The 15,901-nt window shown below is 57.7% G+C and carries 13 protein-coding genes and 1 tRNA gene; 6 read left to right on the top strand and 8 right to left on the bottom strand.

The window, feature by feature from the left end; genetic code table 11:
* The first annotated feature begins 22 nt into the window (after positions 1-22).
* The 5 genes from infA (at position 23) to VWZ81_RS18465 (ending at position 2,352) form a co-directional block, all read left to right on the top strand.
* Positions 23-241 (top strand): translation initiation factor IF-1, encoded by a 219-nt coding sequence (gene infA, locus VWZ81_RS18485; RefSeq protein WP_005978431.1) that lies wholly within the window; start codon positions 23-25, stop codon positions 239-241.
* Between the two features lie 175 nt (positions 242-416).
* Entirely contained in the window at positions 417-998 is a 582-nt protein-coding gene (locus tag VWZ81_RS18480) for a Maf family protein (RefSeq protein WP_340546475.1), read from the top strand.
* Positions 995-2,017, top strand: a complete 1,023-nt coding sequence (locus VWZ81_RS18475) for a ribonuclease E/G (RefSeq protein WP_340546476.1) — start codon at positions 995-997, stop codon at positions 2,015-2,017. The genes VWZ81_RS18480 and VWZ81_RS18475 overlap by 4 nt, the downstream gene beginning before the upstream one ends.
* A complete protein-coding gene (locus tag VWZ81_RS18470) occupies positions 2,014-2,196 on the top strand; it encodes a DNA gyrase inhibitor YacG (RefSeq protein WP_340546477.1) in 183 nt (60 codons plus the stop codon). The genes VWZ81_RS18475 and VWZ81_RS18470 overlap by 4 nt, the downstream gene beginning before the upstream one ends.
* Positions 2,197-2,277: 81 nt before the next feature.
* Positions 2,278-2,352 (top strand) — tRNA-Phe (locus tag VWZ81_RS18465).
* Between the two features lie 90 nt (positions 2,353-2,442).
* Here VWZ81_RS18465 and VWZ81_RS18460 read toward each other — a convergent pair.
* The 4 genes from VWZ81_RS18460 to VWZ81_RS18445 form a co-directional block, all read right to left on the bottom strand.
* On the bottom strand, positions 2,443-3,507 hold the full coding sequence (locus VWZ81_RS18460) for a tyrosine-type recombinase/integrase (RefSeq protein WP_416543492.1): 1,065 nt from the start codon (positions 3,505-3,507) through the stop codon (positions 2,443-2,445).
* A gap of 358 nt (positions 3,508-3,865) precedes the next feature.
* Positions 3,866-5,740: a phage major capsid protein gene (locus tag VWZ81_RS18455; RefSeq protein ID WP_416543491.1), complete on the bottom strand. Its 1,875-nt coding sequence runs from the start codon at positions 5,738-5,740 to the stop codon at positions 3,866-3,868.
* Positions 5,741-5,743: 3 nt separating this feature from the next.
* The gene (locus tag VWZ81_RS18450; protein WP_416543490.1) at positions 5,744-6,124 is read right to left on the bottom strand and encodes a hypothetical protein; all 381 of its coding nucleotides are present in this window, start codon (positions 6,122-6,124) and stop codon (positions 5,744-5,746) included.
* 54 nt (positions 6,125-6,178) lie between these two features.
* Positions 6,179-7,111 (bottom strand): hypothetical protein, encoded by a 933-nt coding sequence (locus VWZ81_RS18445; RefSeq protein ID WP_416543489.1) that lies wholly within the window; start codon positions 7,109-7,111, stop codon positions 6,179-6,181.
* 218 nt (positions 7,112-7,329) lie between these two features.
* Between VWZ81_RS18445 and VWZ81_RS18440 the strand changes: the two genes are divergently transcribed.
* Complete coding sequence (locus VWZ81_RS18440) at positions 7,330-8,628, top strand: hypothetical protein (protein ID WP_416543488.1); 1,299 nt, start codon at positions 7,330-7,332, stop codon at positions 8,626-8,628.
* Between the two features lie 791 nt (positions 8,629-9,419).
* On the opposite strand, the gene VWZ81_RS18435 is transcribed toward VWZ81_RS18440, so the two are convergent.
* The 4 genes from VWZ81_RS18435 to VWZ81_RS18420 form a co-directional block, all read right to left on the bottom strand.
* Positions 9,420-9,782 carry a hypothetical protein gene (locus VWZ81_RS18435; protein ID WP_416543487.1) on the bottom strand — a complete coding sequence of 121 codons (363 nt, stop codon included), beginning with the start codon at positions 9,780-9,782 and terminating at the stop codon, positions 9,420-9,422.
* A 641-nt stretch (positions 9,783-10,423) separates the two neighbouring features.
* Positions 10,424-13,807, bottom strand: coding sequence for an error-prone DNA polymerase (locus VWZ81_RS18430; RefSeq protein ID WP_416543486.1), 3,384 nt, complete (start codon positions 13,805-13,807; stop codon positions 10,424-10,426).
* Complete coding sequence (locus tag VWZ81_RS18425) at positions 13,804-15,282, bottom strand: Y-family DNA polymerase (protein ID WP_416543485.1); 1,479 nt, start codon at positions 15,280-15,282, stop codon at positions 13,804-13,806. The genes VWZ81_RS18430 and VWZ81_RS18425 overlap by 4 nt, the downstream gene beginning before the upstream one ends.
* Entirely contained in the window at positions 15,224-15,778 is a 555-nt protein-coding gene (locus VWZ81_RS18420; protein WP_340546480.1) for an ImuA family protein, read from the bottom strand. Before VWZ81_RS18420 ends, VWZ81_RS18425 begins: the two co-directional genes overlap by 59 nt.
* Between the last annotated feature and the right edge of the window lie 123 nt (positions 15,779-15,901).

Below are 15,901 nucleotides of genomic sequence, written 5' to 3'. Positions count from 1 at the left end.
AAACCGCAATTATGGAGATAACATGGCCAAGGAAGATACGCTCGAATTTCCCGGTGTCGTGAAGGAACTCCTGCCCAATGCGACGTTTCGGGTCGAGCTGGAAAACGGCCATGAGATCATCGCACATACGGCAGGCAAGATGCGCAAGAACCGCATCCGTGTTCTGGCTGGCGACAAGGTACAGGTTGAAATGACCCCATACGACCTGACCAAGGGACGGATCAACTACCGCTTCAAGTAAGCGTGGCGATCCCTCATATGAACAAAGCCCGGCCTTCGAGCCGGGCTTTTGTTTTGGGTGCAGCTCGCAGCGTGCTGGGTTGGGCTTTCCCCGGTCCGGCAGAGCCAGTAAGACAAGTCTGAAGTGCCTGGCGGCTTTCGCCCGCGGGTGACAAACACGAACAAGAGGTCCGGACATGGCATTCATTCTGGGATCAGGCAGCCCGCGTCGATTGGAACTGCTGGCTCAGCTGGGAATCACCCCGGATGCGGTCTGCCCACCCGATATTGATGAGACTCCCAAGAAGGGAGAATTGCCGCGTCTTTATTGCGCGCGTATTGCTAGGCAGAAAGCCGAGGCGATCGTTGCCAACCCAGAGGATGTGGTTCTCTGTGCGGACACCACAGTAGCGTTGGGGCGCAGGATCATGGGGAAACCGTCCGATGCCGGGGAAGCGGCGGAATTTCTTCTGGCGCTTTCTGGACGTCGTCATCAGGTGATTACCTCGGTTGCGGTGCGCCGCGGCGATCGCATTTGGGCGCGTGATGTTGTCAGTGCCGTGAAGATGAAACGCCTCTCGGATGAGGATCTGAATGCCTATCTTGCGACCGGTGATTGGCAGGGCAAGGCGGGCGCCTATGCAATTCAAGGCCCAGCAGGAGCGTTGATCCCTTGGATCAACGGATCCTTCACTGGAATCGTCGGTCTGCCATTGGCCGAAACCGCCGCCCTGTTGCGCGGCGCAGGCTGGACACAGAGTAAGGAGACAGCAGCATGAAGGGACGGACAATTGTGCTCGACCATATCGATGGTCGCGAGGCCGCGGCGCTCATGGTGGATGGCCAGCTTGAGGATCTGCTGATTGACAGCGACGCACCGACACCGGGCACGATTTACCGGGCCCGAGCAGATCGCCCCGTCAAGGGGCAGGGCGGAATGTTCCTTACCACACCGGACGGGCCGGCTTTTTTGCGTCAGGTCAAGGGGTTGGCGCCCGGTCAGGAGTTGCTGGTGCAGCTGACAGGATACGCCGAAGCTGGCAAGGCCTTGCCAGTCTCCCAAAAGCTCCTGTTCAAGAGCCGCTACGCGATCGTCACGCCTGAGGCTCCTGGCCTTAATATTTCCCGCTCGATCCGCGACGAGGATGAGCGGGACCGCCTTTTGGAAATCGCCCACGATGCAATGGGGGATCACGGCTATGGCCTGATCCTGCGCTCCGCCTGTCATGGCGCTGACGGGGAGGAGATTGAAGAAGATATCCTCGCCATGGTGGCGCTGGCCTCTCAGGTCATGGAGGATTCAGGTAGCGGACCAGAAGTATTGGCGGAGGGGGATACCCCGCACCTTCTTGCATGGCGTGACTGGACCGATCCGGCGGATATCGAGCGCGATCCCGGTGGATTTGAACGTCTGGGCGTATTGGATGCACTGGAGACGGTTCAGGGCATTCGCGAACCTCTCAGCGGGGGGGCCTTTCTTTTTATCGAACAGACCCGCGCGCTGATCGCTGTCGACGTAAACACCGGCAGCGACACATCGCTTGCAGCTGGCGTGAAAGCCAATATGGCCTGCGCAAAATCCCTGGCCCGGGCGCTGCGGTTGCGCGGTCTCGGCGGGCAGATCGTGATTGATCCGGCTCCTATGCCCAAGAAAGATCGTCGCGCTTTTGAAACCGCGTTGCGGGCCAGTTTTCGCAATGACAGCGAAGACACCGTTCTGGTGGGCTGGACCACGCTTGGCCACTTTGAACTGCAACGTAAGCGAGGCCGTATTCCGCTGGCGGAGGTGCTTGCATGAGCTGCCCGATCTGTGACGGAGAAACCTCCAGCGATTATCGCCCCTTCTGTTCACGCCGCTGCGCGGATATTGACCTTGCGAAGTGGTTCAACGGCGCCTATGCGACCCCGAGCGCGGACCCGGAAGATATTGAAAACGCTTTGGAAGAAGTCGAAAAACACCGAGAAACCAAACATTAGCGATTTTCTTTGAAAAAGCCTCTGGACACGGTCACGCCCACGTCATAGAAGGCCCACACCCAAGGCGATAAGCCTTCCCGTGCCCGGGTAGCTCAGGGGTAGAGCAGTGGATTGAAAATCCTCGTGTCGGTGGTTCGATTCCGCCCCCGGGCACCACTACAAAATTTTTAGATATTAAATCAGATATTTAGGTGCCGATATTGTCCCACTGGCGGACATATCGGGAAAAAGTGGGACACTTTTGTCTTAGCTTTGTTCTCCTGAAATGCGGCGAAGGGCGCTTTCGGCGCGGGTCTTTTGACTCGCCGCCCTGGTGTAGCGTGTGACTTCTTTGCTGGTCCGGTGGCCCGTGATCGCCATGATTTCCTGTTCCGTGCATCCCAACTCGGCCAGGCGCGCGGCGGCGGCTTTGCGCAGGCCGTGGACGGAGCAGTCCTTAAGCCCAGCCTCGTCGCACCATTTCCGAAAGCGGTTGCCAAACCCGTTTGAGGTGAATGGGCGTTTGAAGGCAGTCACAAGAAACGCAAGATCGCCGGTCGGGGTTTGGTCGATGATCCGCTGCAACTCGGGGATGATCGGAATTTCCATGCGAACCGGGTTACGGTTGCGCCCCTTGTGTTGCGTAAACACCAGCCATCCGTCTCTGACATGCTGACGGCCGAATTGCACCAGGTCCGAGCGGCGTTGCCCTGTGTAGATCGCCAGGGCCAGTGCAAGCCTGGCCTGTGTCCCGACAGGATGGACTTCCTCGAATTTTGCGATTTCTTCCAGGGTCCATGAATGGAAGCCGTCCGGGTTGCCTTTAAGATATTCTACCTTATCGGCCGGATTGTCGTCGTGGAGGTCATAACGTAGCGCAAAGCGGTAAAGCTGGCGTAAGGCCTTCACCATCCCGTTGGCGGCCTCGGGTCGGTCTGACATTTCATCGCGGCGGACCCGTACGTGTCTGGGCAACAGAAGGCCAAAAGGCTTGTCGCCGTCGCCGTTGTGTTGGCAGAACCTTTCCAGGATCGCCCGCCGAACTTTTTGGGTCCTGGGGTCCAATTCCTTGAACATGGCGCTCTTGTAATATTGGACGCAAAGCCACCGGATGCTGCGCGGGATCACCTGTCCGACGCCGCTACCCTGTTTTGCAGGTTCAAGTGTTCCAGCGGCCGCTTTCTTGTAGTCCTCGAGAAACTCCGGCGATCCGGCGGGGCCTCGTAACCTGACCTTGCGGCCATGGCGGCGGAAATAAAGACGTACGTTGCCGTGCCGGTCCGTATCCTCCACCACATATTTTAATCTGAATTTCATGGCTTCCCCGGTCATTTAATCATCCCAGGGATTGTAGTCCGAGTCTGCGCCACCTGGCAAAGCATCAAATGAACGGTCCAAAGATCGCACGTCCCAGACGCGCCGTCCGTCTATTTTCTTGGGCTTGGGCATACGCCCATCGGCCACCATTGCGTCGAATTTTGACGCCCCGATGCCAATGTAACCGGCCGCCTCGACACGCGACAGACCGCGCCGCGTGGGCAACGGCAGGGCGCATGTGTCGTGTCTTGCGGCGGTTTGAAGCATGGTACCTCTGACGCAAAGGGTTGGAGGGATAGCCCGCCCCGATTCAGGCGTTGAAGGGGCGGGCTGCGCCGCTGCGGCGTGGTGCAGTCTTATGGCGACTTAGCTCTTAGGCAGTTTGGGCGTCCTGGATCGCCGCAAAGGACTCAGCGTGACGCGCGGCAATGTCCCATTCGGAATGCGCCACCAGACGGACGTTGCCTTTCGCAGCCTCGGTCACATCGTCCACGATCAGGTCGATACCGCCCCATTGTCCGATCAAGAGGTCGGCCCAGGCCCCGAAGATCACGGCCGATAGGTCGGTCCCGGAACCTTTCGAAAGGTCGGACGGCACATTGCCGGAGAACCTGGCTTTGTAGCCCGCCAGGCGAAGGTCCTCGGCCGTGGCGGCCGCGTCCGGGTCCAGCATCATGGTATCGGTCCCGGCCACGCGCGGCGTGGACATGAGATGGCCCTTGACTTTGAGGTTGGACAGAAAGCCCAGGGACATTGGATCGACGTTGGCGGATTCCACGGTGCTGACCAACTCCATGAGTTTGGCCCAGGTCACGAAATCGCCGTCCGTTCCCATTTCCACGTCGCCGATCCCGGCGAGGTTAAGGATGCCCGTAGGCTGTGGCGCAACGCCAGTCCCGGCAATCGCTGCCTTGTCCAGCGCAACCGCGATCTGGGCGCGTAGGTCATTGGTCAGGATTTGATCCACGGCGGGCAGGCTTTGCTTAAGCTGGCGGCGGGAAATCCGCGTATGCGCCGAAAGCTGGTGCATGGTCAGGGTCACCGCGTCGAATGCCGGAGCCGACTCCGTCGCCTCAGTGTTTTCTGCGATCCATTCGGCGGAACATCCGGCCGTTTGGCGCGGGATCGACACGTTTTCGACCAGACCCGGCAGAATAGTCGCGCCCAACTCCATCACCCGCACCTGTGGTTTCAGGACTTCGACAAAGGCGTCGTGCATCTGCTGGGTGCCGATCAGCGACGGCGCGGTAGCGGTCGTCACCAGGTCGCGTCCCGCCAGGGCGGCGGTGGGAACATAGGTCCCCGAGGCGCTGCGGCCGATCTGGCCTTGCAATTCCTGGGACACTTCCCGCTCGAAACCGGCCTGGTTCCAGTCACCCGTGATCTGGGCCTGGGCGACACGGGACAACGAATAGGACCGTTCGGACGCCGCGATTGCGGGCAGGCCAATACGGCTGCGCGTGATAGGTTGCGGGCTGTTGCTCGAGGACATGCCGTCAAGAATCGAACGCTGGAACGCGTCTACGGACAGGCCGTCCGCAATCGCGCTTTCCACGTCCTCGGCGGGCATGTTGAAGCTGCGACCCAGGGCGGAGATTTCGGACGCGCGGCGGCGTTCTGCGTTGACGGAACTGGCCGCCGGGGCGGGCTGGCGCTGCGTCGTGGTGGTGGGAGTCGTCATGTTTGAACCTTTCGGAATGTGAGGAATGGACGCGGAAGAACCGCCCGACAGCGACCGACCGACCCCGACCGTGGGGTCCGCCGGGACCGCGACGAGTGACACCTCGACCGCTTCCCATTTTGTAGCGCGCAAGACGGGATGGCCGTTTTGTTCGCCTGCTGGTTTCAACTCATGGACAGCGTAACCCACCGATACCGACTGCACTTCACCCGCCTTCACGCGGGTTAGCATTGAGTTGCCTTCTTTCGTGTCCGCAAGCCGCACGACTGCGCGGCCCCGGCGACCTTCGATTCGGGCAGAAACAACCGTCCCGACCATCGAGTCCACATCGCGCCGGTGATCCTTGAGGACCGGGGCCGATCCGCTGTTGAACCGTGACAGGTCAACCTCGCCCGGATCATGTCCCAGAACCTCAAAGGCCGGTCCCATGGGGGTATCCCGAAGGACCGGAATTTCGCTCGAGAAGGACAGGAGGACCGTCCGGTCGCCGTCCTCCACCTTCACCGCTGCCGCGACCGGGGGGCCGAAGGCGGGCGTTTTCAAATCTGCAAATCGCTGGTGTTTCATGGATCAGGCGTCCTTTTTCAGGGACGCCGCGCCCGCGTCGATATGCGCGGCCAATTCGGCAATCGCGCCTGGGCAGAACCCGAACAGAGGCGCGCCCTCTTGTTCGGCGGCGGCCGTGAACTGCCCTAGGCGGGACTCGCTGTCACTGACAACACCCCGCGCCCCGCGACGGTCCAGCCGGTAAACCACCAGCGCCCGAGGACCGCGCGTCAGGGCGGCGTCAATCTTGTCCGGTGCATCCCGCAAAAGGTCCAGGGCGTCGTGTTTCTCGAGGCCAGCGCCGTGAACCTCACGGGTCAGAACGGCCAGGCAGGCGGCCACAACATGTGTTCGGCCCAAATGGGTTGATGCAAGCGGCTGATTGTCGGTGGTCTTGGCGATCATATGAGTGGTTCCTTTGAGTGTCTGGGTTCGGCGACGAAGGGTGAAGCGCAGCCGTCAACTTGCCTCAAGCAAGCCTGTTAGAAACGTTTGGGCGGCCGGTGTTTCACTCCACCGAATGCCCGCGAATGCCATGTTGCCGTTCGATTTGACCTTGCGGACACCACAGGCAGACATGGCCAGTGCCAGGCCCGCCCCGCTGCAATCTGCATCCCCCTGATAATGGGGCCGGGCGGCCACCTGCCAGTCGGAAAACCAGGCTTGGAAAACATGTTGGAATTCGAGAGTAGAAATCCGTTTTGAGGGATCGCGGACTGTGAACTCTGCTAAAAACGCAGGGACAGGATCGGCAGTCTGTGACTCGGTTTCTTTGGTCGGCTGGCAACCCGCGCCTAGGTTCTGAATGGACGCGCCCGAATTGTGATCCAGCCCGTCCCGCATTTTTTGGACCACCTCGGAAAGGTTCACCAGGCAGAGCGGCGCGCTCTTGCTTTCGTGAACGTCCAGCCATTCCATAATCTGGAACGCGGTCAGGTCGCAGCCCGGCACAAACGCGATACCGTCCATAGCATCCAGAGGCAAAACACCTGCAACCGTTACGAGGAATGTGTCCTGCGATCCGGCGAAGACTTGCCCGGCAGGGCGTGGGGTATCGGCGTTGAAGGCGCGAAGGCCGTTGCCGGCTTCACCCATAAACACGAAAGTGCGGGCAATCCGCAAAGCACGGTCAGTCGGAACGCCGCCCGTCAGGAGCCGGAAGAAAATCGCAAGGCAGACCGCGCCGTCCATGGTCACGAGGCGACCGCCGCCGCGCCCAGCCCCCGCGCCCCGCTGGGGATCGGATACTTGCGCCGCAAACTCCCCATCCTGGGCCAGTGCCTTGCCAAGGATGCCGCCATAAAGGTGGCGGTGGAACTTGCCGGGTTTGACGCCTGCGACATCGAGGGCTGCGGACAAGGGAAACATCGTCGTAGTGCTTTGGCTGGTCATGCGGACATCCACTGATTTCGTTGCTGTCCTATTTCAGAGGGCGGGCAGCAGTCAGCGTGTCAATAGATTTTTCGGCGACGCCAAGAAAAGAGCAGGTGTTGCGATACCTCCGCTTGCGATGCATGGTTGAAATCAGACTAACCTTTGGCCGATATTGCGTGACCGATTGCGCAGCTAGCTATATCTTGCGGGTTCCGCGTTAAATTTAGGAGATTTCTATGTCCCGCTGGTCTGACCAATTCGACAACCACCAAATCCATTCGACGGTCCAGACGATGCTGGAATGGTTGGACGTAGAAGTGGAGGAAATCGACGCTGATCACGAGGCGGAACGCCGGAGGTTCAGGAAAGCCCTTGAGTTAATGCAGGCTTCTCTGCACGGCCAAGACCCGGAGCTATTCCCCGAGAACCTCCTTACGAATCTCGATAGCCAGCTTCGCCAAGCGCAAGTCTGGAACCAGATACAGAGTTATTCGTCCAATCAGAACGTCAAACACCTCCGAAATGCCAATGATTACCTGACTGGGCAACTGCCGTTGGTCTATCAGATTGTGGCCGTAGCGGGTCCGCCGGACGCCGCCAAGACCGTTAGCTCAGTCGAGGAAGCCTATGGCCGATTCTGCAAGGCTATCGAGAAGGCGGAAAAGGATTTCGAGTCGCGCTTGTCAAAAAGTGGAGTAAGCCTTGGTGAAATCCAGGATGGACTGGCAGCACAAAAGGCTGCCCTGGAAAATCTGACAGTGCAAACTGATCAGGCGTTCAACGAATGGCAAAACGAATTCGGAGAGGCCCAGAATTCAAGGGCGGAAGAATTCTCATCCGCCCAGATTCAACGGGGTGAAAAATTTGATGAAGCGATGCGCGAAATTCGGACGAAATCAGAAGCAGAAACGAACGACATTAGTGCGAAACACGACGAGCGTCTGAAATCGGCTTTCGACACATACACGAAGGACGTTCAGGAACGCCTGGACGACATGAAGGCGAAACATGCCGCAATCCTCGAGATTCATGGCCTGGTCGGGACCGATGGGGTTGCGGGCGGCTACCAGAAAACCGCGACTGACGAACACAAAGCGGCAAACACTTGGCGTAAAGTGGCGATGGGATCGCTTGGACTCGCAGCCGCTTGGTTACTCTTGAAATTCTATCTGGGGTTTGGCGAGACTTCGGCCGGTGGGGTTAACTGGGCTGAGCTGGTGACGGCGGGATCGCTGACCTTGGTTCTCCTGGCGGCCGCTGGCTATGCGTCCAGGCAATCAAAAACCCACCGGGACCTAGAACAACAGATGCGCTGGTTCTCCCTCGAGGTCAAAGCCATCGACCCCTTCCTTTCATCGCTCAAGGACGCGGACCAAAAGGAACTGAAGAAACAACTTAGCGAACGGCTTTTTGGGAAGGACCGGACGGCCCACCAGACGAAAAAGGGCAGCGTGGACGTGGGGGCTTACAAGGAATTGTCCGAGTCGATCCTGTCACCGGTCCAAGAAATCTTGAAGCTGTCTGGCAAAGGGTAGCGGGCAAGTGCGCCCAGAACGCGCCAGACACGCGCAGACTGCAATGGGGACCCCGGACCCCGCTGGGATCGGCCAAACCGAACCTCCCCACCCACCATCGCGCGCGGGGATCGAAACCCCAGACCGGAAACCAAAAACCCTCAGTGCAACTTGCGGCACCTTGGGGAGGATAGGGGGTTTGGGGAGGATTTCGACAACAACAACCCCAATCGAAAAACCCACCTCACGGGAAACCGATTTCGTCTAAAACAACGCGGCGCGAATATACCCACGTTGCGACCCGTAGGAAGGACCCAAACCCGTCAAGTTGGGCTAGGTCGATACGCGCTCGGGGACGGCAGGGACGCTGGGGAGGGGTTTACGCCCGCCTTTTCAAATTACCTTGTTTCTGCGTTTTTCTCGTATGCGTTATATACCCCTCCCTATCCTCCCTAATGGATAAGATTTACTGATTTCATTCAATAATATGGCTGCTTGTGTCCCCGGAACCCTCCCTATTACCCTCCCCGCTATCCCCAAAGTGGCGTTTTGGTCTTCTCAATTCACCGTCAGGCCGCTTGCGGCCTGGCTGTAAAAACCTTTCTTCCCTCCCCGGAGTCCCCGATATAGGGAGATTGGTGGGGCGCGGGGAAGGTTGGGCGGTGAAGCGCCTCGGCGGTGTGGCGTGCCTAAGTGAGGACAGACCGCACATGGTCGCTCGGTCCCTGACGTTGCCTAAGAATTGCTCACTAGCACGGGGCGGGTTGCCTCGACTTGGCCGCGGCTCGCGCGTAGAGCCTTCCTTCAGAGTTTTAGTCGCGCGCTTCCCGTCGGCTGGCTGGAAGCCGTGTTTCAGCCGTTCGCCATTTCTTGCTTCCACGCTCACCGCGCACGACTTCTGCGCCGGTCTTGTCGAAAGTGCGGATGCTATCTGCAATCACGTTCCGGTATAGTCGGGACTCATCCCAAGACCATTGGAAGGCCACATTGTCGCTGGCGAATATCCAACGTTTAGACCCAAGCCCAAGGAAGGCGTATCGCTCGCCATCCACCTCGAACGAGTGCTGGTGCCAAGCCCACGTATTTCCACCCTTACTTGGCGGGCGATATTTGTCCTTTAGCACGGCCCTGTAGTTTTCGACCTTTGTAGGTCCGACTTCATACGTTTCGGTCATTGATTCACCTGCTTGTTCCACCTGCAACGCTGGGTTGAAGCATCTTAGAGCTTGGGTCAAGCAAACGTGTCCCCCGCGCCCAACAAGCTGGTCTAACGTGCCGGTTTCCCTCACAAGGAAGCAAATCGGTGGGACAGAAACCCCAGAAAACCTTGTGAAAGTGTGGGAGATTTTTGCGTCCCACCTTCACATAAGCGACTGATATATCGAGATTTGTGAAGCCCGCCCCCGGGCACCATTGTATAACTATAAATCAATGATTTAAGTTGAGATGCGCTACGCTCCTACCAATCTGCTGGCTAGCTGGGTGCCAACTGCCGCTCCTGCATCTTCTTGATCGTCGTTAGTCGTGCGCACGCCTCGCGAGCAAACTCAATCCGAGTCACTCTCCTTCTTGAATAGCTTCTCTAGCGCTTGGATGTCATCGTCACTGAACTCCGTGAAAAGCGACAAAGACATCGCGCTCGTTACTTTCGCTTGCACGGCGTCCCAATCGTCAGATGGGTCATGCTCGATGTACTTCGAGATACCTTTTGTAGTTCGATGCGCACTGACGTCGATAGCTCTCGGCTGGTCGCAAAGTGATAGGGTGTTGCAAAGCCGAAACGCATCAGTTGTGGTAGAAAAGGCGATACTGCGGTTCAATGAAAGTCCCGGCTTGGAAAGAGCCTCTTGGCTTGATCCCTTGGATGCATTGCGCGGGCTGGATAGCGGGTGCGTTTCGGGGTGTCGTCCGCACGTGGCCCCTCGGATTGAATTGCACTGTCTAGCGGGTGGCCTAGCTCCGATAGCCTCGCAGATTCGTCCTCGATATTCTGGGCGATGACATGCACCACAGCACCTTCTCGTTGAAGGTAGCCTGTTATGCGCAACAATCTCCCCCCCATGACAGTGCGGCGAAAACGTTCGTATATCCTGTTCCAAACCACCACATTGCAAACGCCGGTCTCATCCTCGAGGGTCAGAAATATCACGCCTGAAGCGGTGCCCGGTCGTTGCCTCGTAATGACCAGGCCGCATACGCAGACTGGCTGTAATGGCGCGGTTATCAGCTGGTCGTGGCAGATCAGGCCGGGTAGAGCCGGACGCAGAAGTTCCATCGGATGCGCGCGTAAGCTCAGGCGCATTGAGACATAGTCTTCGACGACTTCTTCCCCCAGATGCATCCGCGGCAGCATGACGTCCGGCTCGGTGATGGCTTCTCCGTCGAACTGATCGTTGAACAGCGGAAGCTGTGCAGGAGTTCGGATTGATTTTACTTGCCAGAGCGCCTCTCGGCGCGGGACACCCATAGACGAGAAGGCATCCGCCTCAGCCAGACGCTCCAGGGCTGCAGGGGCAAGCCCCGCGCGCAGCCAGAGGTGCTCAGGATCTATATACCCGTTTCCGCGCGCAGCAATGATCCAGCCTGCGTCGTCTTCCTTGAAACCTTTGATCTGACGAAACCCTAGACGCAGGGCCAATGTTCCATCCGGGCGGCGTTCAAGCGTGTTGTCCCATTCGGAGCAGTTTACACAGATCGGCCGGACTTCGATACCATGATCACGTAGATCCCGGATGATCTGTGCTGGAGCATAAAAGCCCATCGGCTGAGAATTGAGCAAGGCACAGGCAAAAATTGCCGGGTGGTGACATTTCAGCCAAGCTGAGACATAGGCCAGCATGGCAAAGGCTGCAGCGTGGCTTTCGGGAAATCCATAGTCCGCAAAGCCTTCTATCTGTCCGAAGCACCTTTCGGCAATGTCTTGACTATAGCCGTTCCTCAGCATTCCAGCGATGAATTTGTCGCGATACTTTCCAATTGTTCCCATGCGCCTAAAGGAGGCAAGAGAACGGCGCAGGTGGTCAGCTTCTTCTGCAGAAAAACCCGCACCGACAACAGCGATCTGCAAAGCCTGCTCCTGAAACAGAGGCACGCCCATTGTGCGCTTGGTTACCTGTTCCAGAGCAGGTCCGAAGGGATCCGGGTTTTCCAAACCGTTTCGCCTGCGAATATAAGGTTTCACCATATCTCCCTGTATCGGACCCGGGCGGACGATCGCGACTTCGATAACCAGATCGTAGAATTTGCGGGGCCGCATCCGGGGCAGGAAATTCATCTGTGCCCGGCTTTCTACCTGAAAGACCCCCACCGCATCTGCGGCACATAGCATATCGTAGGTCGCCTCATCTTTTTGGGGGACGGTTGCGATGCTGTGCGTTATGTTCTCGTGTTGCTGCATCAAGGCAAAGGCTTTTTTAATGCAGGTGAGCATACCCAATCCCAGCACATCTACTTTCAGAATGCGCAGGGCATCAATATCATCCTTGTCCCAGCAGATGACGGTACGATCTTCCATTGCGGCATTCTCAATCGGGGCAAGTTCGTCCAGCCGTCCACTGGTGATGACAAACCCGCCCACATGTTGAGAAAGATGACGTGGAAAGCCGATGATCTCGCCGATCCGTTGTATCGTCTGCATCAGGCGGCGGTCTTCTAGATTGAGCCCAAGTTCACGAATGCGATCCAGATCCACATTGCCATTGCTCATGCCCCAGATCTGTCCGGACAGGCCTGCAGTTACATCCTGGCTAAGGCCCATAACCTTGCCGACCTCACGAATGGCAGCGCGCGTGCGAAAGTGGATGACGGTTGCGCAAAGCCCAGCACGATGGCGACCGTATTTCTGATAAATCCACTGGATGATTTCTTCACGCCGTTCGTGTTCGAAATCAACGTCGATATCCGGTGGCTCTCCCCGATGCTTTGACACGAAACGCTCAAAAACCATCGCAATCATATCGGGGCTGACATCCGTAATGCCCAAGAGATAGCAAAGGATTGAATTGGCAGCAGACCCGCGTCCTTGGCAGAGGATCCCCTTGGATTTGGCAAATTGCACGATGTCATGAACGGTCAGAAAATAGGCTGAAAACTCCAGTTCTTTGACAACAGAAAGCTCTTTCTCCATCAGCTGAATTGCCCTGTCCGGAGGACCATCTGGGTAGCGACGTTTCAAGCCTTCCTGAACCAGGCGTTCCAAACGGGCCTGTGCTGTTTCACCGTCCGCCTCTTCATGTGGGTATTCATAGGAGAGTTCACCCAGATCAAAATTACATCTATTGGCAATCTCCAACGTGCGGCGGAGCGCTGCAGGGTGATCACGAAATATACGTGCCATATCGGCGCCCGCTTTGAGCCGACGTTCTCCATTTGGCAAGGCGCGGGTGCCGATCTCATCGATGGTGATATTCTCGCGCATGCAGGTCAAAACATCAGCAAGCTGCCTGCGATTGGCACGGTGCATCAGGACATCTCCGATCGCCACCATTGGAGCGCATGTTTTTTGCGCTGTCTGGGCGCAGGCCGCGAGATAAGCCTGATCGCTTCCATCATAGCGCGGCGCGGCCCCCAAGAAGACATGATGCGGAAACTGCCGCCCCATTCGTTGAATATCCAGGACAGCATCGTTCAATGATCCCTTTGGCAAGGCGATCAGGATCATGGTCTGGCAGGCATTGATGACGTCTTCAGTGTAGAGAATACATTTACCTTTTTCCGCACGCCGTTTCCCGAGGGTGAGCAATCTTGCCAACTTACTATAGGCGGTTCGGTTGCATGGTAGGGCCAGCCAATCCACTGCGCTGTCCTGCAAGATGAGACGGCATCCGACAATCAACTTGGGAAGGACCGGTGCTATCGGCTTGGGAATGGCAGATGCGTGGCCTATCTCTTGCCGAGAGGAGGAATCGATCCGCTGGTGGGACCGGATTTTCAAGGCATCCTGTGTTTCCCGTGTCAGCTCCTTTAGCGCACTCCAGGCCCGGACAACCCCCGCAAGCGAGTTGTGATCTGTTATTGCCAGCGCTGACAGTCCCAATTCGGCAGCTCGCGCAACCAGTTCTTCGGGATGGGAGGCCCCGGTCAGAAAGGTGAAATTTGTGGTGACACACAGTTCGGCATAATCTTGCTTTTGCAGTCGTCGATCCGGCAGATCTTTCTGATACACCTCAACCTGCCGATGCCTGTGGTTGACCTCAATCATGCGAATTCCCCCTGCACGTACCAGCCGGGGTTCTGAGGCGTATAAAACAGCCAGAGCCGTCGCCCCTGCGTGGTTTCCACCCGCCAATAATCACGCAAGCCAGACCGCCAGTTGTCGTCATCAAACCACCATTCGGGGGTGATGCGCTCCGGTCCGGTGGCCCTGCCTGTGGTCAATGACATGCGTCGCCAGCGGAAATGGGTCGGCGGATAAGATCCGCCCCCTGCAATCGGTTCTGGGTGAAACAGGCAGAGTGGGCGTGGGTTCCTGCAAACCCAACCGCTGGCGGCGGTTGAATAAGCCGCAGGTGATGTAATGAAGCTACGTTCCGGAATATGGCTGTCGGCGGGAAGAAAACGCTGAATGTTTTCAAGACCGATCCGTGTCCCGAGCCGCGTAATCAGATCGTCCAGCCGGTCGTCGCTGTCAGTGGCAACGTGAGTCATCTGCTGCGCGGGCAGAGCCTCGGTCTGTGTCGCTTCGAGACGCAGCTGATCTATGCCAAAGCCAGCGTCAATTTCAGACAGTCCCTTTTCGAACAGGGGGAGAATCCGGAGTGGATCGCGCAAGGGGCGGGCCAGGCGCAATTCCACTTCTTGGTGTCCCTGATCCACTCGCCGCAGTGTTACGACAAACACACGGGCGCCCATCTCATGGGTTTTCAAGGTTGCACAGAGTCGTGTCAGCAGTCTTTTCGTGCCAGCCATGACATCATCTATCAGGCCGATAGGCTCTGGCAATGTCATGCGGACACCGTAATGGGGCGGCGCGGCCAAAGGTGTGATTTCTTCAACTTGCTGCCCTAAGGCCTGATCCAGCCTCATCACTACGTTTGGTCCAAAACGGCGTGTCAGCGGGGCACGGGGCGTTGTCGCAAGATCCCCGATTTTGCGCAGCCCCAATCTGATCAGAGCGGTTGTTGTCTTCACATCCAGCCGCAGAGCGGCAACGGGAAGGTCCTTAAGAGCTGGCAACATAGCCCTTGGTGCAGCCTGTCCCTCGCCGAAATGTGCCAGCGCCCAGGCTGCTCCGCGTGTGTCGGCCAGTCCGATCTGTGCCGATAGGCCCGCCCGTGTCAGACCTGTGCGGATATCACTCAACATATTGTCCTCTCCTCCAAAAAGGTGAGAAGAGCCACTGATATCAAGAACGAGGCCGTCCCGGCCTTCTAACCCTACCCAAGGGCAATACCGGGTGGCCCATCGGCGCAGGGTCAGCAAGAATTGCTGATCCCGGTAGAGATCCGCAGGGGCTGTTTGTAGTTTTGGACAAAATGCGCGGGCGTCTGAGTGGGGCATACCCTGGTGCAAGCCTTGCTGCGCGGCTTCAGTATTGAGGCAATACAGCCGATTTGCATTGCTGTGTTTGATGGTCAGCGCAAAAGGGCCGGACAGCGGGTACTGCCGAAGAAACCGGTCACTCGCTAACCGGTGAAACCATATCGACACGACGCGACGTGCGATTCCATCGAACATGCCAAGATCCAACTGTTCCCGATTTGTTCTTAATAAGGCTCCAGTGAAAATGAGTCGAGTCCTGTGCATGAAATAGAGGTCGACAGCGCCAGCGGCTTTCGGCGGCATTGCTGCCCATACCTTCAGGGATAAGGCAAAGCCCGGTGCTGTTTCCTGTCTTCGCCGCGAGTTGCAGACGCCGCCCGGCAGTAAGGCTGAGAGGTTTGCTGATGTCGATCGCGACCAATGCGACAGCGCGCTCCCGCAACGCCTCCTCGGCACTGGCAAGCCCATCGGTCTGATGCGTCACATTTGCAACCAGCATCTGAGAGGGATCTGCAAATTCACCTAGCCCCATAGGGTTGATATATTCTGGACGGTGGCTTTCACGTATCCAAAGCGTGGGTCCGCAGGTCTGGGCCATCAAAGCTGCAAGAAACCCAAAACTGCCAGGACCGCAGACTTCATGTACGCGTCCGCGCTTGAGTGGAAAATATGGGAGCGTTGAAGTGGTCATGATCGATTTATACCGTGTCACATCGCCCTGCAAAAGTGGCTGCCCTGACAACAGCACAGACCGCACAACAAACCAGTCGAGGGCAAAGTGCCAATTCTGACGGACATGTTTGGTGAAAGGAGC

It is taken from the genome of Phaeobacter sp. JH20_34 (assembly GCF_048056095.1).
In the GTDB taxonomy this organism is placed as follows: Bacteria; Pseudomonadota; Alphaproteobacteria; order Rhodobacterales; family Rhodobacteraceae; genus Phaeobacter; species Phaeobacter bryozoorum.
Note: the sequence above shows the minus strand (reverse complement) of the source record. Positions and strands in the feature narration are given on the sequence as shown.